20 protein-coding genes are annotated in these 17,778 nt (G+C 58.4%); 16 read left to right on the forward strand and 4 right to left on the reverse strand.

Going from position 1 to position 17,778, the window contains the following annotated elements; translation table 11 throughout:
* Positions 1-149: 149 nt before the first annotated feature.
* Complete coding sequence (locus tag ACGHP1_RS00625; RefSeq protein WP_223388376.1) at positions 150-470, reverse strand: hypothetical protein; 321 nt, start codon at positions 468-470, stop codon at positions 150-152.
* 303 nt (positions 471-773) lie between these two features.
* Here ACGHP1_RS00625 and ACGHP1_RS00630 point away from each other — a divergent pair, with 303 nt between their 5' ends.
* The 14 genes from ACGHP1_RS00630 to ACGHP1_RS00695 all read left to right on the forward strand — a co-directional run bounded on the left by ACGHP1_RS00630 (position 774) and on the right by ACGHP1_RS00695 (position 13,868).
* Positions 774-1,445 carry an aspartate/glutamate racemase family protein gene (locus ACGHP1_RS00630; RefSeq protein ID WP_097774524.1) on the forward strand — a complete coding sequence of 224 codons (672 nt, stop codon included), beginning with the start codon at positions 774-776 and terminating at the stop codon, positions 1,443-1,445.
* Between the two features lie 66 nt (positions 1,446-1,511).
* Positions 1,512-2,585 (forward strand): TRAP transporter substrate-binding protein, encoded by a 1,074-nt coding sequence (locus ACGHP1_RS00635; RefSeq protein WP_097774525.1) that lies wholly within the window; start codon positions 1,512-1,514, stop codon positions 2,583-2,585.
* Positions 2,586-2,693: 108 nt separating this feature from the next.
* On the forward strand, positions 2,694-3,188 hold the full coding sequence (locus tag ACGHP1_RS00640; protein ID WP_120080468.1) for a TRAP transporter small permease: 495 nt from the start codon (positions 2,694-2,696) through the stop codon (positions 3,186-3,188).
* Positions 3,185-4,462 carry a TRAP transporter large permease gene (locus ACGHP1_RS00645; RefSeq protein WP_120080466.1) on the forward strand — a complete coding sequence of 426 codons (1,278 nt, stop codon included), beginning with the start codon at positions 3,185-3,187 and terminating at the stop codon, positions 4,460-4,462. The genes ACGHP1_RS00640 and ACGHP1_RS00645 overlap by 4 nt, the downstream gene beginning before the upstream one ends.
* Before the next feature lie 135 nt (positions 4,463-4,597).
* Complete coding sequence (locus tag ACGHP1_RS00650; RefSeq protein ID WP_097774528.1) at positions 4,598-5,317, forward strand: FadR/GntR family transcriptional regulator; 720 nt, start codon at positions 4,598-4,600, stop codon at positions 5,315-5,317.
* Between the two features lie 134 nt (positions 5,318-5,451).
* Positions 5,452-6,276 carry a 3-keto-5-aminohexanoate cleavage protein gene (locus ACGHP1_RS00655; RefSeq protein WP_097774529.1) on the forward strand — a complete coding sequence of 275 codons (825 nt, stop codon included), beginning with the start codon at positions 5,452-5,454 and terminating at the stop codon, positions 6,274-6,276.
* 18 nt (positions 6,277-6,294) lie between these two features.
* Positions 6,295-7,239, forward strand: a complete 945-nt coding sequence (locus tag ACGHP1_RS00660; RefSeq protein WP_097774530.1) for a class II aldolase/adducin family protein — start codon at positions 6,295-6,297, stop codon at positions 7,237-7,239.
* Between the two features lie 55 nt (positions 7,240-7,294).
* Positions 7,295-8,740, forward strand: coding sequence for an aldehyde dehydrogenase family protein (locus tag ACGHP1_RS00665; RefSeq protein WP_120080460.1), 1,446 nt, complete (start codon positions 7,295-7,297; stop codon positions 8,738-8,740).
* A gap of 63 nt (positions 8,741-8,803) precedes the next feature.
* Entirely contained in the window at positions 8,804-9,394 is a 591-nt protein-coding gene (locus tag ACGHP1_RS00670; protein ID WP_005939592.1) for a BMC domain-containing protein, read from the forward strand.
* Positions 9,395-9,433: 39 nt separating this feature from the next.
* Positions 9,434-10,090 carry a phosphate propanoyltransferase gene (locus tag ACGHP1_RS00675; protein ID WP_005939594.1) on the forward strand — a complete coding sequence of 219 codons (657 nt, stop codon included), beginning with the start codon at positions 9,434-9,436 and terminating at the stop codon, positions 10,088-10,090.
* A gap of 3 nt (positions 10,091-10,093) precedes the next feature.
* Entirely contained in the window at positions 10,094-10,354 is a 261-nt protein-coding gene (locus ACGHP1_RS00680) for a EutN/CcmL family microcompartment protein (protein WP_005939597.1), read from the forward strand.
* Positions 10,355-10,415: 61 nt separating this feature from the next.
* Positions 10,416-11,645 carry an FAD-dependent oxidoreductase gene (locus tag ACGHP1_RS00685; RefSeq protein WP_005939599.1) on the forward strand — a complete coding sequence of 410 codons (1,230 nt, stop codon included), beginning with the start codon at positions 10,416-10,418 and terminating at the stop codon, positions 11,643-11,645.
* Between the two features lie 15 nt (positions 11,646-11,660).
* Entirely contained in the window at positions 11,661-12,821 is a 1,161-nt protein-coding gene (locus ACGHP1_RS00690; RefSeq protein WP_390507210.1) for an iron-containing alcohol dehydrogenase, read from the forward strand.
* Positions 12,822-12,989: 168 nt separating this feature from the next.
* Positions 12,990-13,868, forward strand: a complete 879-nt coding sequence (locus ACGHP1_RS00695; protein ID WP_097781119.1) for a beta-1,6-N-acetylglucosaminyltransferase — start codon at positions 12,990-12,992, stop codon at positions 13,866-13,868.
* 41 nt (positions 13,869-13,909) lie between these two features.
* Here ACGHP1_RS00695 and ACGHP1_RS00700 read toward each other — a convergent pair whose 3' ends face one another.
* The 3 genes from ACGHP1_RS00700 to ACGHP1_RS00710 all read right to left on the reverse strand — a co-directional run bounded on the left by ACGHP1_RS00700 (position 13,910) and on the right by ACGHP1_RS00710 (position 16,934).
* Positions 13,910-15,802 carry a heavy metal translocating P-type ATPase gene (locus ACGHP1_RS00700; protein ID WP_390507213.1) on the reverse strand — a complete coding sequence of 631 codons (1,893 nt, stop codon included), beginning with the start codon at positions 15,800-15,802 and terminating at the stop codon, positions 13,910-13,912.
* Positions 15,803-16,357: 555 nt separating this feature from the next.
* Positions 16,358-16,579, reverse strand: coding sequence for a cation transporter (locus tag ACGHP1_RS00705; RefSeq protein ID WP_097774536.1), 222 nt, complete (start codon positions 16,577-16,579; stop codon positions 16,358-16,360).
* Positions 16,580-16,598: 19 nt separating this feature from the next.
* Positions 16,599-16,934 (reverse strand): metalloregulator ArsR/SmtB family transcription factor, encoded by a 336-nt coding sequence (locus ACGHP1_RS00710; RefSeq protein ID WP_044953513.1) that lies wholly within the window; start codon positions 16,932-16,934, stop codon positions 16,599-16,601.
* Positions 16,935-17,146: 212 nt separating this feature from the next.
* Here ACGHP1_RS00710 and ACGHP1_RS00715 point away from each other — a divergent pair, with 212 nt between their 5' ends.
* Both ACGHP1_RS00715 and ACGHP1_RS00720 read left to right on the forward strand, forming a co-directional pair.
* Complete coding sequence (locus tag ACGHP1_RS00715; protein WP_179860446.1) at positions 17,147-17,314, forward strand: hypothetical protein; 168 nt, start codon at positions 17,147-17,149, stop codon at positions 17,312-17,314.
* 37 nt (positions 17,315-17,351) lie between these two features.
* Positions 17,352-17,741 carry a thioesterase family protein gene (locus ACGHP1_RS00720; RefSeq protein ID WP_044953511.1) on the forward strand — a complete coding sequence of 130 codons (390 nt, stop codon included), beginning with the start codon at positions 17,352-17,354 and terminating at the stop codon, positions 17,739-17,741.
* The last annotated feature ends 37 nt before the right edge of the window (positions 17,742-17,778 follow it).

Consider the following 17,778-nt stretch of genomic DNA (forward strand, 5'->3'; position numbering starts at 1 on the left):
TTGCGAAGCAAATGCCACTACCTGTTACGACCCCTTCCCGTGAAAAAGCAAAGCCGGAATGACCGCAGTCATTCCGGCTTTGCAATATACAAAAATAATAATTCCGCTGTTTATGGCGCAGCGCACGCGGAGCCATTTTAAATGAACGATCACTCTTTTTTGGCTTTCTTTTTCTTCTTTGCTGCCTTTTCCTCCGGCTTGTTCTTCATCAGCCTGCCGAGGGATGCGGCAGTGTATACGCAGAAGCAGCCCACCACCACGATCAGCACGACGGCGCTTGCGTCCAGCGCCACGGTGCCGGCGCGGACAGCGGCCAGATACAGTGCCAGCAGCACCACGCCGCCGCCCAGCCACAGGCTGCTGCTGCTCACCTGCTTTTGCCACTCCTGCTGCGGCGTGAGCGGATGCTGCTGCGCCTTGCCCTGCCGGGCCTTCTTTTTCCAGATGTTATCACTTTGAAACGGATTCATGTTCCGGTGGCTCCTTCCCTGTCTTTTTCTTTAAGGGTATTATACGCCGCAAGATGGGATGATGTCCAGAAAGAAGTGGATTTTTCACCGATTGCATCCCACATTTGTGCAGAACGACCAAAACCGGCCCGAAATATCGGCTATTCGCCAATTTACTTTTTGCGGACCGAAGAGTAATCTAATGGTAGGATGTAAAGACGGACAAGCTGTTGAGATTGAACTAAAGGTAGGATGTAGCAAAGAGCCTTTGCTGCGGGCTTGTCCGGCACGAGAACACGAAAAACAAAAGGAGGCTTTTCCGTTATGAAGGTAGGTCTGATCTATACCAGCACCACCCCGGAACTGATCGAACTGGTGGAGCAGGAGGTCAAAAAGCAGCTGGGCGATGATGTGGAGCTGTACAGCCTGCAGGACCCCAGCATTCTGGCAGATGTTCGCGCGGCAGGCTATGTGACCACTGCACCGGCAGCACGCCTGATCGGCATGTACATGAAAGCTGCTGAGGAAGGCGTGGATGCCATGCTGAACCTGTGCAGCAGCGTGGGCGAAGTTGCCGACAGCGCACAGGACGTGGCAAAGTACATTGGTGTGCCTATCGTCCGCGTGGACGAGGAGATGTGCCGCGAGGCTGTCCGCAAGGGCCAGCGCATCGGCGTGATGGCTACCCTGCCCACCACGCTGGAACCCACCAAGGGCACCATCCTGCGCATGGCCCGCGAGTGCAACAGACACGTGGAGCTGGTGGACTGTCTGGTGGACGGTGCATTCGGTCTGGATCAGGACCAGTTCAAGGCCCGCATGACCGAGATGGCCGGTACCATTGCCGACAAGGTGGATGTGATCGTGTTTGCACAGGGCAGCATGGCCTACTGCGAACAGTATATCGCCGATAAGTTTGGCAAGGTGGTCCTCAGCAGCCCCCGCTTTGGTGCAGCCGAGCTGAAAAAGGCGCTGGAAAAGAAAGGCACCATTTAAAAAAGGAACAAGAGCCGGAGCACGAGACCGGCTCAGGAGAAGATATTTTTTTGAAGGAGAATTCTTATGAAAAAGATGATTTCCCGTCGTGACTTTCTGAAGGTGGCTGGCATTTCCGCTGCTGCTCTGGGTCTGGCTGCCTGCGGCGGCTCCGGCACCAGCACTGCTGCTTCCACTGCCTCTACTGCAGCTTCCACCGGTTCTTCCGCTGCCGCTTCCGGCTCGGCTGTCACCCTGAAGCTGGGCTTCTCCACCAACGAAGAAGACCCCCGTGCAAAGGGCGCAAAGCAGTTTGCAGAAGAAGTTGCCGAAAAGACCGGCGGCGCTGTGGAAGTTCAGCTGTACCCCTCCGGCCAGCTGGGCGGCGATGCTGACCTGATCAACTCTATCGCTCTGGATTCCGGCACGGTGGATATCATCATCACCGACGCTTCCAACTTTGCCACCTACGATGCAAAGATGGGCATTTCCGCACTGCCGTTCCAGTTCGAGACCTTCGACGATGCATGGGCATTCATGGACAGCGACATCGAGGCTGCCGCTGAGGAAGGCCTGCTGAGCCAGAATATGCGTGTGCTGGCCCACTACTGCAACGGCTTCCGCTGCGTGACCAACTCCAAGGGCCCCATCAACAGCCCTGCCGACATGAACGGTCTGCTGATCCGCACCCCCGAGAACCCCGTCATCATGGCTACCATGACCGCTCTGGGTGCCAACCCCCAGCCGCTGAGCTTCTCTGAGCTGTATCAGGCTCTGCAGCAGAAGACCTACGATGCACAGGAGAACCCCATCCCCGTTATCTACAACAACAACCTGTTCGAGGTTCAGGAGTACCTGAGCATCACCAACCACATCTACTCCGGCATGTGCTTTACCATTGCCGAGAGCAGCTGGAACAAGCTGAGCGCTGACCAGCAGCAGATCGTTTCCGACGCTGCAAAGGCATCTGCCGATTACGACCGTGAGCTGAACGAGCAGCAGACCAACGACTTGGTCTCCGCTCTGGAAGAGAAGGGCATGAAGATCAACAGCCCGGAACTGGCTCCGTTTGCAGCTGCGACCGAAAAAGTCCTGACCGACAACGCTGATACCTACGGCGACCTGCTGGATCAGCTGAAGGCATGGAAAGAAGCCCGCTGAGATCACTGACCAGAAAACCTTGAAATAAAACCGAAGCAAAGGGACGAGGGGCGTGCCCTTCGTCCCTTTGCATTTTATCTGAATCGCACTTGGAAAGGAGTTTGTACTGTGAAAAAACTGCAAACCACTCTGGACAAGATCACCACCCTCATTTCCGCCATTCTGTGCGCGGCTATGATGGTAATTCTGTTCGCAAACGTTGTGCTGCGCCTGATCCCCGGCATCGGCGGCTTCAAGTGGTACATGGAGAGCAGCCAGTATCTGAACGTCTGGTCCATGCTCATTGCCTGCATTGGCATCAACGCCATGGGCACCAACCTCCGCGTGGAGGTGGTGGATTCCATCCTCGGTAAGACTCCGCTGGGCAAAAAGATCGTTGTCATCATCCGTGATGTGTTCATCATCCTGTTCTACGTCATGGTCACCTACGGCGGCTACCAGCTGTGCACCCGCGCAAAGCAGGCCGTTTCCACCATGCCGCAGTTCACCATGGGTCAGGTGTACACCATCTTCCCCATTGCCGGTGTGCTGTGCATCCTGTCCGCCGTTCTCAATCTGGTGGTTGAGCTTACCACGAAACCTGAAGGAGGCGAATCCAAATGATCGCATGGCTGCTGATCTCATTCTTCGTTCTGCTGTTCCTTGGTGTGCCCATCGCCATGAGTCTGGGCCTGTCCGCCATGGGCGGCATCCTGTTCCTGGGCGGCGGCAGCACCGTCACCATTGCCCAGCGCATGTTTGAGGGCATGAACAGCTTTGCACTGCTGGCCATCCCTCTGTATACCTTTGCCGGCTTCACCATGTCCAAGGGCGGTATTTCCAAGCGCCTGATGGACTTCTGCTACTCCATCGTCGGCCACATCTACGGCGGTCTGGCTCACGTGAACGTGCTTTCCAGCATGATCTTTGCGGGCATCTCCGGTTCCGCTGTTGCCGATACCGCTGGTGTTTCCGGCATGTTCATGCCGGAAATGATCCGCAAGGGCTACTCCAAGAACTTTACCGTTGCCGTTACCGCCATTTCCTCCACCATCGGCATCATCATTCCTCCGTCCATCCCCATGGTGGTCATTGCCGGTATCTGCGGCATCTCCACCGGTAAGCTGTTCCTCGGCGGCATCATCCCCGGCATCCTGTGCGGTCTGGCACAGATGATCGTCAGCTACTTCCTCGCTAAGAAAGAAGGCGTGCCCAAGGAGCCCGGTCACTTCACCATCGGCCCTGTGCTGCACGGCCTGTGGGAGAGCTGGCCCGCCCTGCTCATGCCTATCATCATCGTGGGCACCATTACCATGGGTATCGTCAGCCCCACCGAGGCAGGCGTGATCGCTGTTGTTTACGGTCTGTTTGCCGGCGGCATCATCTACCGCGAACTCAAGTGGGAGGACATCAAGTTTGCCTTTGCAGAGACCGTCCGCACCAGCGGCCGTATCTTCATCGTTATCGGCGCTGCAAAGCTGTACACCGTCATGCTGACCACCGCAGGCTTTGACAAGTGGGTGGCCAAGACCATGCTGGGCTTCTCCACCAACCCCACCGTCATCCTCATCATGATCCTGCTGATCTTCTTCATCGTCACCATGTTCATGGAGTCCATTGCAACGCTGACCCTGTTCATGCCCATACTGTATCCCATTGCTCTGGGCGTGGGCATCAACCCCATCGTGCTCAGCGTTCTGATCACCGTGGTCATCGGCATTGGTCTGGTCACTCCCCCGGTGGGCATGTGTATCTACGTTGCCTGCGACCTGATGGATACGACTGTTGGTGAAGTGTTCCCCACATTGGTGCCGTTTATTGCGGCCACCTTCGTCTGCATTGCCCTGATGGTCGCCTTCCCTCAGCTGATCCTGCTGCCCACCTATTTGATGGCGTAACCGTTGCGTCCGCTTTTCAGATATGGTAAAATAGTGGTGGAAGTTCAACGTGTGATGTTTGGAGGCTTTTTGCCCCAGAACGTTCCACGTTGAACGACCCCGAATATCCACCAAACCGGATTTGGAGGCGGAACTATGTCAATGGAACATCCGGAAAAACAGAAGAATGCGGTAAAGTCTGTAGTCGATCAGGTCATGGATGGGATCATCTCCCAGATCATCGACGGCACCCTGCATCCGGGCGACAAGCTGCCTACCGAAATGGAACTGTGCAAGCAGTTCGGCGCGGGCCGCAACTCGGTGCGGGAAGCTGTGAAAAAGCTGCAGGCCTACGGCATCCTGTACATCAAGCGTGCCGACGGCACCTTTGTGAGCGAAAACTACAACCAGAAAATGCTGGACCCGATGCTGTACAGCATCATCCTGCAGAAGAACAGCTGGCAGGAATTTGTGGAACTGCGCTCCGTCATCGATATCGGTACGCTGAATATTATCATTCAGCGCAATGATATCACATCCTTTCTGCCGGACCTGTACCGCACCTTCGGCGAGCTTTCTGCCGAAATGCACTCGCCGGAGCCTTCGGTGGACAAGGTGCTGGAGCTGGACAGCCGGTTCCACACCCAGATCGCCAATGCGGCCCAGAACCCTATGCTGGCCACCATCACCGAGTATATCACCCGGCTGACGCTGCCCAGCCGTCTGGAGACCACCCGCAAGGTGCTGGCCAAGGGCGAAGAGGAGATCGAGCGGTTCGTAGAGCTGCACCGCCAGCTGCTCAGCGTGATCGAGCGCAGGCAGGTGGACGAGATCGCCGCTACAGTGCAGGATCACTACATCTTCTGGAAGAAGTAAGCATACAGGCCTCCTGCCTGCCGTAAAAGGCGGGCGGGGGACTGTGAGTTTACAAGATAGGATGTTTGTGCTAAAATGACGTTAGCATCCTTTGTTAAGCTTCTCCAATGCGACATGCAAGGAGTGTTCATCCAATGAAAAAAATCATGATCTCCGTGGCCCCCGTTGCGGCCACAGACATTCTCATCAATCCGCGGGCCATTGCCCGGGATGTGTATGAGTGCTACAAAAACGGCGCGTCCATGGTGCACCTGCACTGCCGCGACCTGAACGGCAACCTCACCCCGGATCTGAGCCTGCTGGAAGAAACGGTGGCCTACATCCGCGAGATGTGCGACATCGTGGTGGAGATCTCCACCGGCGGCGTGTCCAACCTGACCATTGAGGAACGTGTGCAGCCCTGCTACCCCTCCTGGGTGGAAGCCAACAGCCTGAATGTCGGCTCGGTGAATCTGGGTACCTCGGTGTACCAGAACCCCATCAAGGATGTGGAGTACTGCGTCAAGACCATCATGGACAACAAGAAGATCCCGGAGACCGAGGTCTTTGAGCTGGGCATGATCAACACCGTGCGGGAACTGAACGACAAGTTCCACTTTGTAAAACCCATCCTGTTTGCACTGGTGTTCGGCCATGGCGGCGAGATGCCTGCCACGGTGCCGGCCCTGCGCCACATGATCCAGGCGCTGGAAGAAAACTTTCCCAACGGCGACTACCTGTGGGGCTACACGCAGGCCCACCGCGAGGACTGGGAAATGGTCAAGACTGCGCTGGATATGGGCGCTTCCACCGTGCGCATCGGCTTTGAGGATTCGGACATGATCGCGCCGGGTGTCCATGTGGACAACAACGCAGCGCTGATCGCAAAGGTGTCGGACATCGTAAAGTCCAAGGGCATGATGCCCATGACTCCCGACGAGGTGCGCGCCATGCTCAAGATCCCGCCGCTGCGCCGTTAAAAAGGAGGAAAGAAACGTATGGTGATTCAAGGCGTTACTTACCTCTCAGACTTTGAGGCAAAAAAAGCCATCATGGAAATGGCCCGTCGGCTGGAAGCCAAGGGCTGGCTGGTGGCCGGTGACGGAAGCATGAGCGTCCGCGTCGGCCCGCAGGCCGTGTGGGTGACCGTTGCCGGTGCCGACAAGGCCGCGCTCACGCAGGATATGCTGGTGCGCGTGGATATGAATGGCAAGGCGATGCTCAGCGCAAAGCCCAAGCCCCTGCCCGAAGACCTGCCCATCCATCTGAAAATCTATCAGGAAAACGAGAACGCCCAGTGCGTGATGCACACCTATCCGGCCTGCGCGGCTGTGATGGGGATGCAGGGCCAGACCGTGCAGCCTGCAGCATTCAGCCCCGCAGTGCGGGCGCTGGGACGGGTGCAGCTGCTGCCCGCCCAGAACGTGGACGCACAGGCACAGGCTGTCAGCCTGTTGTGCCGCACCGATAAGGCTGTCCTGCTGGAAAATGACGGCTGCCTGACCTGGGGCAAGACCCCGGCAGATGCGGCCCATCTGGTGGAAGCACTGGATTACTACGCAGCCGTCACCGCAAAGCTGGGCTGCGCAGGCTGCTCCAAATGCGGCAGCTGCGGCGGTCACTGCACCGGCTGCAGCAAGTGCGGCGCACCTGCCGTGCAGCCCATGGCTCAGCCCGCTGCACAGCCTGTGGCAATGGCAGTACCCGCCGCACAGCCTGCCCAGCCGGTGAGCCTGCCGGGCGTTACCGGGCTGATCCAGCCGGGCATGGCGCTGCCCACCCTGCCCAAACAGCAGGCGGCTCCTGCCCCTGCCCCGGTGCCCGCCGCACAGCCTGTGGCAGTCCCTGCAATGGAAGCGGCCCCGGCCGCACCGAAGTCCGCAAATGCCCGCGATGCCGCAATGGCCGAGGTCATCCGCCGGACGCTGAAGAGCTTTCAATAACAAAAAGTTTCGTTTGATCCAACGGATATGACCTTTACGGAAAGGAACGAAAACCATGGATATCAGTTCGCAGGAAATTGAAGCGATCGTCAAGCAGGTGCTTGCCGGTATGGGCGGTGCACAGACAAGCGCCGCCCCTGCAGCCTATACCGCTGCACCCGGCGGTGCAGCAGGCGACCGCGGCGTGTTCGAGAACGTAGACGACGCAGTGGAGGCTGCATGGAAAGCCCAGCGCGACTGGGTGGCCAACTACAAGATCGAGGATCGCCAGCGCATCATTGAAGCCATCCGCCGCTGTGCCCGCGCACATGTGGAGGAGTGGTGCCACAAGATCGTGGAAGAGACCGGCATGGGCCGCTATGAGGACAAGGTGGAAAAACATCTGGCCGTCATCAACAAGACCCCCGGCCCCGAATGCCTGACCACCGAAGCCAAGAGCGGTGACGCGGGCCTGATGCTGGAAGAGTACGCACCCTTTGGTGTGATCTGCTCCATCACCCCCACCACCAACCCTACCGAGACCATCATCAACAACACCATCAGCATGATCGCAGGCGGCAACACCGTGGTGTTCAACGTGCACCCCCGCGCAAAGCGGGTGTCTGCCGACTGCCTGCAGGCACTGAATACCGCCATCATCGAGGCGGGCGGCCCTGCAAACCTCATTACCATGACCCGTGAGCCGACCATGGAGAATGTGGACAAGATGGCCGCAAACCCCAAGATCCGCCTGATGGCAGGCACCGGTGGCATGGGCATGGTGAACGCCCTGCTGCGCAGCGGCAAAAAGTGCATCGGTGCCGGTGCAGGCAACCCGCCCGTCATCGTGGACGAGACCGCAGACATCGAGCTGGCAGGCCGCAAGATCTACGAAGGCGCTTCGTTCGATAACAACATCCTCTGCTTTGCAGAGAAGGAAGTGTTCGCCGTGAACACCGCCTACGACGGCCTGCTGCACGAGCTGCAGAAGCAGGGTGCCTACCTGCTGAACAAGGCCCAGACCGAACAGCTGGTGAACATCGTGCTGCAGCCCAAGAAGGGCGGCGGCCACGAGGTGAACAAAAAGTGGGTGGGCAAGGATGCCGCCCGCATTCTGGAGACCATCGGCGTGCATGTGCCGGATACTTGCCGCCTTGCCATCTGCGAGGTGCCTGCCGACCATCCGTTCGTTCTGGTGGAGCAGATGATGCCGGTGCTGCCCATCGTGCGCTGCCAGAGCTTTGAACAGGCGGTGGAAGATGCCGTGGTCGCTGAGCACGGCAACCGCCACACCGCTTCCATCTTCTCCAAGGATGTGGACCACATGACCCGCTTTGCCCGGGTCATTGAGACCACTATCTACGTAAAGAACAGCGCCACCAAGGCCGGTGTTGGCATTGGCGGCGAGGGCCACTGCACCATGACCATTGCCGGCCCCACCGGCGAGGGCATCACCTGCGCAAAGAGCTTCTGCCGCCGCCGCCGCTGCATGCTGGCCGAGGGCGGGCTGCGCATCATCTGAGTTTTTGAAGGACGAAACCATCACATACAATTTTTTTCAGTGTTCTGACAGGAGGAACAACTTATGAAAGCTCTGGGTTTTATCGAGACGAAGGGTCTGGTTGGCAACATCGACGCTACCGATGCAATGCTGAAGGCTGCTGACGTTGAGTTCATTGGTTCCGACACCATCGGTGCCGGTCTGACCACCGTGATCGTTACCGGCGAGGTGGGCGCTGTCAAGGCTGCTACCGAGGCTGGCGAAGAGGCTGCTTCCCGCGTGGGTGAGCTGTTCTGCGTCAACGTCATTGCACGTCCCCACGCAGATCTGGCCCGCATCATGCCTGCCAAGGGCCCCGCGACCGGCAAGTCCGGCCTGCCCGCAGGCGAGCAGGTGCCGCTGGATGCCGCTCTGGGCATGATCGAGACCAACGGCCTGACCGCTTCCATCGAGGCAGCCGATGCCATGCTGAAGAGCGCAGATGTCTCTCTGGTGGGTCAGGAGAAGATCGGCGCAGGCCTTGTTACCGTGTTCGTGCAGGGCGACGTTGGCGCTGTGAAGGCTGCTGTTGAGGCAGGCCAGACCGCTGCTTCCCGCATTGGCGAAGTGGTCAGCGCACTGGTCATTCCCCGCCCGCACGCAAGCGTGTCCGAGTGCATGCCTGAGCTGCGTTGAGCCCTGCGCTGACGCTGCATAAGAAAGGAGCGCTGTGCCTTGGTTTACCATGACATCAGTCAGGAACAGCTGCTGCTCCTGATCACGCAGGCCGTGCAGGCAGAGCTGCAAAAGCGCAGCCGTCAGGTGCCGGTAGGCATCTCGGTGCGGCACATCCACCTTACCCGCGATGATGTGGACAAGCTGTTCGGCTATGGTTACCAGCTCACCCCCAAAAAGGCGCTGAGCCAGCCCGGCCAGTTTGCCTGCGAGGAATGTCTGGACATCATCGGCCCCAAGGGCGAACTGAAGCATGTCCGCATCCTTGGCCCGGAGCGCAGTGCCACTCAGATCGAGCTGGCGCAGACCGACTGCCGCAACATCGGCATCAAAGCGCCGGTGCGTTCCAGCGGGGATACAAAGGGCACGCCGGGCGTGACCCTGCGCGGCCCCAATGGCACCCTGACCGTGCCGGAGGGCGTGATGATCGCCGACCGCCACATCCACATGACTCCCGCACAGGCAGCGGCCTTCGGCCTTGCCGACGGCGACCGCGTGCAGGTAAAGATCGACGGCCCCAAGCCGGGCGTGATGGGCGGGGTGCTGATCCGCGCAAACGACAAATGTGCACTAGATTTTCACATCGACACGGACGATGGCAATGCCTTCCTGCTCAAGCAGGGGCAGCTGGTCACCGTGCTGGGCAAAGAGGAGTAAGCTATGATTTTAGGGATCGTCAAGGGGACCGTTGTCGCCACCCGCAAAATGCCGGAGCTTGTAGGCTATAAGTTCCTGCTGGTGGAGCCGGTGTTCGGCTCCAAAAAGGATACCATCGTGGCGGGCGACAACATCGGCGCGGGTGTAGGCGAGATGGTTCTGGTCACCACCGACGAGACCACCCAGCATGGTCTGGACCATCCGTCGCCCATTGATGCTTTCATCGTGGGCATCGTGGACAATCCTCCCACCCTGAGTAAGTAACACCCTGCAAGTTTTGCCGCAGAGAGGGGCTTCCTCCCGGCGGGATCGTGAGGCTTAAACAATGAAAATTATTATCATCGGCAGCATTGCCGCCGGGGTTTCGGCCGCCGCCAGACTTGCCGCCGCCCAGCGCGGAGCGCAGATCACCGTCTACGAAAAAGGCGGCTTCTACTCCTGCGGCACCGGCGGCCTGCCCCATTACCTGTGCGAGGATCTGGACAGCCTGAACAAGGCCATTCAGGCCAAGGAGACTGAGCTGAACGCGCAGGGCATCACCGCACATCTGCGCCATGAGGTGCGCGGCATCGACGCAGCCGCCCGCAAGGTGACGGTATGTGATCTTGCCACCGGACGCGTGTTTGAAGACCACTACGACAAGCTGGTGCTGGCCACCGGTTCTTCCAACCGTGTGCCGCAGGTGCCCGGCAGTGACCGCGTGGGCGTGCAGACCCTCAAAACCGTGGAAGATCTGATCTTCCTCAAGGAGTTCGTCCGCACCCCCTATGTGCGGGACATCGTGATCCTGGGCGGCAGCTGGGCCGGTTTGGAAATCGCAAAGTCCTTCCTCAAGCTGGGCCGCAATGTGCGTATCATTGAAAAAGAGCAGCAGCTTTTGCCCCAGTTTGACCCTGAGGTGAGCAAGCTGATCCAGAAGGAGCTGGAAGCGCAGGGCGTGCAGTTCAATCTGGGCGAGCAGGTGCGCTCCTTCCCGGGCCGTACCTTCGTGGAGCAGGTGCAGACCAACCGCGGCACCTACCCCTGTGACCTTTGCGTGGTAGCCATCGGCGTTACCCCCAACACCGGCCTGCTGGCCGGTACCGGGGCGCAGCTGGCACCCAATGGCGCTGTGCTCATTGGTGCCGACCTTGCCACCAGTGTGCCCAATATCTATGCCGTGGGCGACTGCGCGGCCTGCCGCGACGGATCTCTGCGCACCAGCAGCCTGAAGGTGGCGGATCTGGAGATCGCCCGCACCGGCCTGACCGAGACCGAGGCCCGCAAGGCCGGTCTGCGGGTCAAGAGTGCAATGGCCACCGGCACCGACCGTCCGGGCATCTGCCCGAACCCCCACCGCATCACCATCAAGCTGGTGTATGAGGCCAATACCCGTCAGGTGCTGGGTGCGCAGGCATGGGGAGAAAAGAATGTTTCGGCCCGCATCAACGCCATTGCCGTTGCCATTCGCGCTGGCATGACCGTGGAAGCACTGGGTCAGGTGGATTTCGTCTATTCCTCCTCGTCCTGTTCCATTTGGGACCCGGTGCAGATCGTCTGCGGTCAGGCACAGTAAGCGGAGGGTGAACACATGGCAGAACGCATCAACGCCGTCAAGACCAGCTTTTTTGGCAAGGGTGCCATCCGTCTTCTGGGACCGGAGCTTCAGAAGATGGGCATCCGCCGTGCTTTGCTGGTGACGGACCGCTTTCTCTATGATTCCGGTGCCGCTGCCCGGGTCGGTCAGGTACTGTCCGATGCCGGTGTGGAGTACGCCGTGTACTACAATGTGCAGCCCAACCCCACCGTACAGGTGGTGAACGACTGCATTGCCGCAGCCCGCACCCTGCAGGTGCAGCTGCTGGTGGCCCTGGGCGGCGGCAGCGCCATCGATACCGCTAAGGCAACCAGCATCGTGGTGGCCTGCGGCGGTACCGTGGAGCAGTACGAGGGCGAGAACAAGTCCTCCAAGCCCGGCCTGCCCATCGTGGCGGTGAACACCACCGCCGGCACCGGCAGCGAGTGCACCTCCTTCTACATCGTCACCGATCCTGTCCGCCACAGCAAAATGGCCATGGTGGACCCCAACTGCATGGTCAGCATTGCGGTGAACGACACCGACTTCATGTCCTCCATGCCGCCCAAGCTCACCGCAGCCACCGGCATGGACGCGCTGACCCACGCCATCGAGGCGGCGCTTTCCAGAAACGCCAACCCGCTCACGGACAAGGATGCCTACTGGGCCATGCATGCGATCGTGCAGAACCTGCCCCGGGCCGTTGCCAACGGTCAGGATGAAGCCGCCCGCACCATGATGGCCTACGCCGAAAATGTGGCAGGCATGGCTTTCTCCAACGCGGGCCTTGGCATGGTGCATGCGATGGCACACGCGCTGGGCGGACACTACAACCTGCCCCACGGTGTGTGCAATGCGGTGCTGCTGCCCTACGTGCTGGCCTTCAACAGCCGCAGCCCGGTGTGTCGGGAGCGGTTCATGACCATTGCCGCTGCCATGGGCCTGCAGGGCGCTTTTACCCCGGACACTGCCGCACCGGCAGTGATCCAGTTTGTCCGTCAGCTCAGTGCAGGGGTGGGCATCCCCGCAAACCTTGCGCAGCTGAACAAGGTGGACCCTGCAGATTTTGCCGAGCTGGCAGAGCTTGCCCTGCACGACACCTGCATGTCCACCAACCAGATCACCCCCACCCGCGACGAGGTGGTGGCGGTATATACCGCTGCTTTCCGCGGATAAACTTTGAGACCTCCTCCATTTTCTCCATACCCAAACAAAGCCGCCGCTCTCCCTCTGCAAGGGAAAGCAGCGGCTTTGTGCTGTAAAAAAGGGGTGGTGGGATTGTTTTTAAAGAGGATTCTGTTATAATAAAATGAAAACGCGGTGCAGAAGTAAGAGGAAAAAGCGATGGAAACAAGAGAAAAACAGGCGTACATGCTTATGGCACATCAGTGCAATGAGATGTTTTGGACTTTGCTTCGGATGCTGGATGCACCGTGGAATGATATTTTCATCCATATGGACAGCAAGAATGAAAACTACCAGCCAGAAACCGTTGAACGATATGTAAAATATGCCAAGGTTTTTCACGCACAGAGAACGAGCGCTGTTTGGGGTGGTATTACTTTAGTAAAGGCAGAGTTTGTATTGCTCAAGGCAGCGGTAGATCACGGCCCATACCAACATTACCACCTGATCTCCGGTGCGGATCTGCCGATTCAGCCACCGGAAGATATCCGCGCATTCTTTGAGGCAAACCCGGACAAGGAATTTGTTCATTTCGACCCGCACCCGTTCAGCCCATTCAACGATGAGCGCGTTTATTACCGGCACTTTTTCCAGAATATCGATCTGCGCCGCCATCCAGTGCTCGGCGTGATCAATGGAATCCTGCTGTCGGGCCAGAAGCTGCTGAGAATAAAGCGCAATCAGGACGTTCACTTCACAAAGGGCAGTCAATGGTTCAGCTGCACGGATGGCTTTGCACGGTATCTGCTGACAAAAGAAGAGTGGGTCCTGCAGGTGCTGGACAAGACCTTTTGCTCGGACGAGTTCTTTGTGCAGACACTGATCGCGCAGTCGCCGTATCAGGATAAGATCTATCAGGGGCCGGGTGATACCAGTGCCCGTGCCATCGATTGGGACAGAGGCAATCCGTGGGTCTGGAAATACGCTGATCTGGAACAGCTGAAAGCATCGCCCTGCATGTTTGCCAGAAAATTTGATATCGAAAAAGAACCGGAGCTTGTGCATGAAATAGAACGCCTGTATGCACCTCATATATAAAAACAGTGCCGGACAGTTTTCAGGCTGTCCGGCACTGTTTTTTACTGTTCATTCTTTTTCGCCAGATCCTTGGTGTACAGGGCACGGGTGGCGTTGAGCACAGCCAGCACCATCACGCCCACATCGGCAAAGATGGCGGTCCACATGCTGGCCATGCCGATCGCGCCCAGCACAAGGCAGGCAAACTTGATGGCCAGTGCAAACACGATGTTCTGGTACACGATGCGTAATGTGCGGCGGGCAATGCGCATGGCCAGTGCGATCTTGGCGGGGTCGTCGTCCATCAGCACCACGTCAGCGGCCTCAATGGCAGCGTCAGAGCCAAGAGCGCCCATTGCAATGCCCACATCGGCACGGGACAGCACCGGGGCATCGTTGATGCCGTCGCCCACAAAGGCAAGGTTCTCTTTGGGCCGCTTTGCGGCGAGCAGCGTTTCGATCTGGTCTACCTTGTCGCCCGGCAGCAGGCCCGCATGGTATTCATCCAGCCCAAGCTCTGCGGAAACGGCCTTTGCAACCGGCTCGGCATCGCCGGTCAGCATCACGGTCTTGCGCACACCGGCATCCTTCAGGCCCCGGATGGCCTGTGCGCTGTGGGGCTTCACCACATCGGCGATCAGCAGATAACCGGCGTACATGCCCTCGATGGCCACATGCACGATGGTGCCGGTCTCGCTGACGGCGGGAGCCTTCAGGCCCAGCTTTTCCATCAGGCGGGCGTTGCCGGCAGCAACGGTCCTGCCGTCCACCTTGGCGGTCACGCCGTGGCCGCCCAGCTCCTGCACATCGGTGACACGGTTCGGATCGATCTCCCTGCCGTAAGCGGCCTTGATGCTGAGGGAGATGGGGTGCTTGGACCAGCTCTCGGCCAGCGCGGCAGCTTCCACCAGCTGCTCCCCGCTGGTGCCCTCTGCGGGGTGGATGCCGGTCACTTTAAAGGTGCCCTGGGTCAGGGTGCCGGTCTTGTCGAACACAACGATGCCGGTGCGGGCCAGCTCTTCCAGATAGGTGGAACCCTTGACCAGAATGCCGCAGGCAGATGCACCGCCGATGCCGCCGAAGAAGCTCAGGGGAATGCTGATGACCAGTGCGCAGGGGCAGCTGATAACAAGGAAGGTCAGGGCACGGTAGACCCAGTCACCAAAGCGGGTGGGCTGGCCCATGAGCAGCAGCGCGATGGGCGGGATAAAGGCCAGAGCCAATGCGCCATAGCACACGGCGGGGGTGTACACGCGGGCAAAACGGGTGATGAAGTTCTCGGCGCGGGCCTTCTTCATGCTGGAATTTTCCACCAGATCGAGAATTTTGGAAACGGTGGATTCGCCGAATTCCTTGGTGGTCTTTACCTTCAGCAGGCCGGTCATGTTCACGCAGCCGCTGATGACCTCATCGCCGGTCTGCACATCGCGGGGCAGGCTCTCGCCGGTCAGGGCGGCGGTGTTCAGGGCAGAAGCGCCCTCCATGATCACGCCGTCGATGGGCACGCGCTCACCGGGCTGGACCACGATCACGGTGCCGATCTCCACGTCGTCCGGGTCCACCTGCTCCAGCCTGCCGTCCTCGCCCTCAATGTTGGCGTAGTCCGGGCGGATGTCCATCAGGCTGGAAATGCTCTGCCGGCTCTTGCCCACGGCCACGCTCTGGAACAGCTCGCCGATCTGGTAGAAGATGATAACGGCACAGCCCTCCACGTAGTCGCCCAGTGCAAATGCACCCACAGTGGCAACGGCCATCAGGAAGCACTCGTCAAAGGGCTGACGGTTCTTGATGCCAAGCAGTGCCTTGCGCAGCACGTCCCAGCCGACCACCAGATACGGGACGCAGTACAGTACCAGCTCCACCGGCGTGGGGAACTGGGGCAAAAGCTTGAGGATGAGCACCAAAATCAGCGCAATGATGATGCGCTGCAGGTTCTTTTTCTGCTTTTTGTTCATACAAAACTCTCCTTTTTGCGGGATCCATGGGCCGCATCACGCTGCGGCGGGCGGGGATTTCAACAACTTTTCCCCATAAAAATGGATATTCCACGGTTTTACCCGTGTTTTCCACACAGTTTTTCAGGCGTAAAAGCGCTTTTCCACGTTTATTTTACGTTTTTTCCGCAAACGGTGTTGAAAACTGAGTGGAAACTGTTGAAAACTGTCTGATTTTTCAACAGAAAAAGTTATTGCACAACACAATCGCACACAAAGTAAAAAGCATCTGCACATTCGTTTGAGCTCTCAGAAAATCTACGAATTCTTGCTGCAGATGCTTTTTTCTTTAGCGGGCTCGCCCTCTCAGTCAAATCCTTTGGATTTGCCAGCTCTCCCAAAGGGAGAGCCCTTGGCAGTCCACGCAAACTTCATCTCTTTGCCAAGGCCTCTCCCTTTGAGGAAAGACTTCCCCCGGCCGGGGGAAGATGTCGCGTAGCGACAAAAGGGGGAGTGTGTCACCGCAGGTGACGGAGAGGGCGAGGCTGTTGATCGTGTGCAGCAACCTGCCGCGCATCAGATGTCAAAGATCTCGCAGTCGTCCTCCACCTTCTTGCAGGCGGCCAGAACATTCACCATGGTGTCGTGGGGGTCTGCACCTTCAGAGAACTCCACCTTCATCTTCTGGGTCATAAAGCTGACGGTAGCACTTGCCACGCCTGCAACGGTGTTGGCAGCGTCTTCCATCTTCTGAGCGCAGTTTGCGCAGTCCACTTCGATCTTGTAGCTCTTCTTCATAAGTAATACCAGCCTTTCGTTATTCTTCGATATGATCCATCCCCATGGAGAGGATGCTGCGCACATGGTCATCGTCCAGTGCGTAGTAAACGGTTTTGCCCTCGCGCCGGAACCGCACGAGCTTGGAATCCTTGAGCACCCGCAGCTGATGGCTCACCGCCGACTGGCTCAGCTGCACGGCGTTTGCAATGTCCTGCACGCACAGCTCGTTGTCGTGCAGTGCATACAGGATCTTGATGCGGGTGGAGTCGCCGAACACCCGGAACAGGTCGGCCAACTCGTACAGCACCTCGTCGTCCGGCATATCCAAGGCTTCCGGCTGCGGCGCGGGCATTGCTTCCTTTATTTCCGCCATGTTGACGTCTCCCTTCGTTGTGGATTCACATGAACGCTTGTTCATGTGTTCATAGTATCACGCGGAATGCTCCTTGTCAAGGCTTTTTTAAAGATTTTCGGCGTCTGCTCTAAATTGATGAAATTTGCCTTAAAACGCAGAAAATTTGCGTTTTTGAATCGCAATAAGGATGCGGATTGGAGGGAAGGCGAAAACAAAAAAGAGGTCGCCGCATGGTCAGTGTCCTCGCCCTCTCCGTCACCTTCGGTGCCACCTCTCCCAAAGAGAGAGGACTTGGCAGCCCGTTTGCGCAAAAAGAAAAAGAGAAATTTACAAAAAAGTGTAAAACAGGGTGCGTTCTGGTGCAAAATGTGGTATCTTATAAAGGTGTTCAAAAATAAAATGCGCCATACGGCGCGCAAAAGGAGAGGAAAGTATATGACATTGGAAACCGGTATCCGCGGGGAACAGAGCGTGCTCGTCACCGCAGCCAATACCGCAAAGACCATGGGCAGCGGCACGCTGGAAGTGTTTGCCACCCCGGCACTGGTGGCGCTGGCTGAAAAGACCTGCTGGATGAGCGTGGCCGACGCGCTGGGCGAAGGCAATGGCTCGGTGGGCACCAAGCTCGAGCTGGAGCACACCGCCCCCACCCCCGTGGGCATGACCGTGACCTGCGAGAGCGAGCTGGTGGCGGTGGAAGGCCGCAAGCTCACCTTCAAGGTGGCCCTGCACGACGAAAAAGGCCCTGTAGGCGGCGGCACCCACGAGCGCTTTGTGGTGAACGACGCAAAGTTCGCCGCCAAGGCGGAGGCAAAGAAGGGGTAAAACTCCTTCCGTCATCGCTGCGCGATGCCACCGTTCC

It is taken from the genome of Faecalibacterium sp. i21-0019-B1 (assembly GCF_042852915.1).
Taxonomy (GTDB): Bacteria; Bacillota; Clostridia; order Oscillospirales; family Ruminococcaceae; genus Faecalibacterium; species Faecalibacterium taiwanense.

What these genes read in the sequence shown, in the direction of transcription:
- ACGHP1_RS00625 (WP_223388376.1), bottom strand. Translation starts at nt 470, where the DNA reads ATGAATCCGTTTCAAAGTGATAACATCTGGAAAAAGAAGGCCCGGCAG.
- ACGHP1_RS00630 (WP_097774524.1), top strand. Translation starts at nt 774, where the DNA reads ATGAAGGTAGGTCTGATCTATACCAGCACCACCCCGGAACTGATCGAA.
- ACGHP1_RS00635 (WP_097774525.1), top strand. Translation starts at nt 1,512, where the DNA reads ATGAAAAAGATGATTTCCCGTCGTGACTTTCTGAAGGTGGCTGGCATT.
- ACGHP1_RS00645 (WP_120080466.1), top strand. Translation starts at nt 3,185, where the DNA reads ATGATCGCATGGCTGCTGATCTCATTCTTCGTTCTGCTGTTCCTTGGT.
- ACGHP1_RS00650 (WP_097774528.1), top strand. Translation starts at nt 4,598, where the DNA reads ATGTCAATGGAACATCCGGAAAAACAGAAGAATGCGGTAAAGTCTGTA.
- ACGHP1_RS00655 (WP_097774529.1), top strand. Translation starts at nt 5,452, where the DNA reads ATGAAAAAAATCATGATCTCCGTGGCCCCCGTTGCGGCCACAGACATT.
- ACGHP1_RS00660 (WP_097774530.1), top strand. Translation starts at nt 6,295, where the DNA reads ATGGTGATTCAAGGCGTTACTTACCTCTCAGACTTTGAGGCAAAAAAA.
- ACGHP1_RS00665 (WP_120080460.1), top strand. Translation starts at nt 7,295, where the DNA reads ATGGATATCAGTTCGCAGGAAATTGAAGCGATCGTCAAGCAGGTGCTT.
- ACGHP1_RS00670 (WP_005939592.1), top strand. Translation starts at nt 8,804, where the DNA reads ATGAAAGCTCTGGGTTTTATCGAGACGAAGGGTCTGGTTGGCAACATC.
- ACGHP1_RS00680 (WP_005939597.1), top strand. Translation starts at nt 10,094, where the DNA reads ATGATTTTAGGGATCGTCAAGGGGACCGTTGTCGCCACCCGCAAAATG.
- ACGHP1_RS00685 (WP_005939599.1), top strand. Translation starts at nt 10,416, where the DNA reads ATGAAAATTATTATCATCGGCAGCATTGCCGCCGGGGTTTCGGCCGCC.
- ACGHP1_RS00690 (WP_390507210.1), top strand. Translation starts at nt 11,661, where the DNA reads ATGGCAGAACGCATCAACGCCGTCAAGACCAGCTTTTTTGGCAAGGGT.
- ACGHP1_RS00695 (WP_097781119.1), top strand. Translation starts at nt 12,990, where the DNA reads ATGGAAACAAGAGAAAAACAGGCGTACATGCTTATGGCACATCAGTGC.
- ACGHP1_RS00700 (WP_390507213.1), bottom strand. Translation starts at nt 15,802, where the DNA reads ATGAACAAAAAGCAGAAAAAGAACCTGCAGCGCATCATCATTGCGCTG.
- ACGHP1_RS00705 (WP_097774536.1), bottom strand. Translation starts at nt 16,579, where the DNA reads ATGAAGAAGAGCTACAAGATCGAAGTGGACTGCGCAAACTGCGCTCAG.
- ACGHP1_RS00710 (WP_044953513.1), bottom strand. Translation starts at nt 16,934, where the DNA reads ATGGCGGAAATAAAGGAAGCAATGCCCGCGCCGCAGCCGGAAGCCTTG.
- ACGHP1_RS00715 (WP_179860446.1), top strand. Translation starts at nt 17,147, where the DNA reads ATGGTCAGTGTCCTCGCCCTCTCCGTCACCTTCGGTGCCACCTCTCCC.
- ACGHP1_RS00720 (WP_044953511.1), top strand. Translation starts at nt 17,352, where the DNA reads ATGACATTGGAAACCGGTATCCGCGGGGAACAGAGCGTGCTCGTCACC.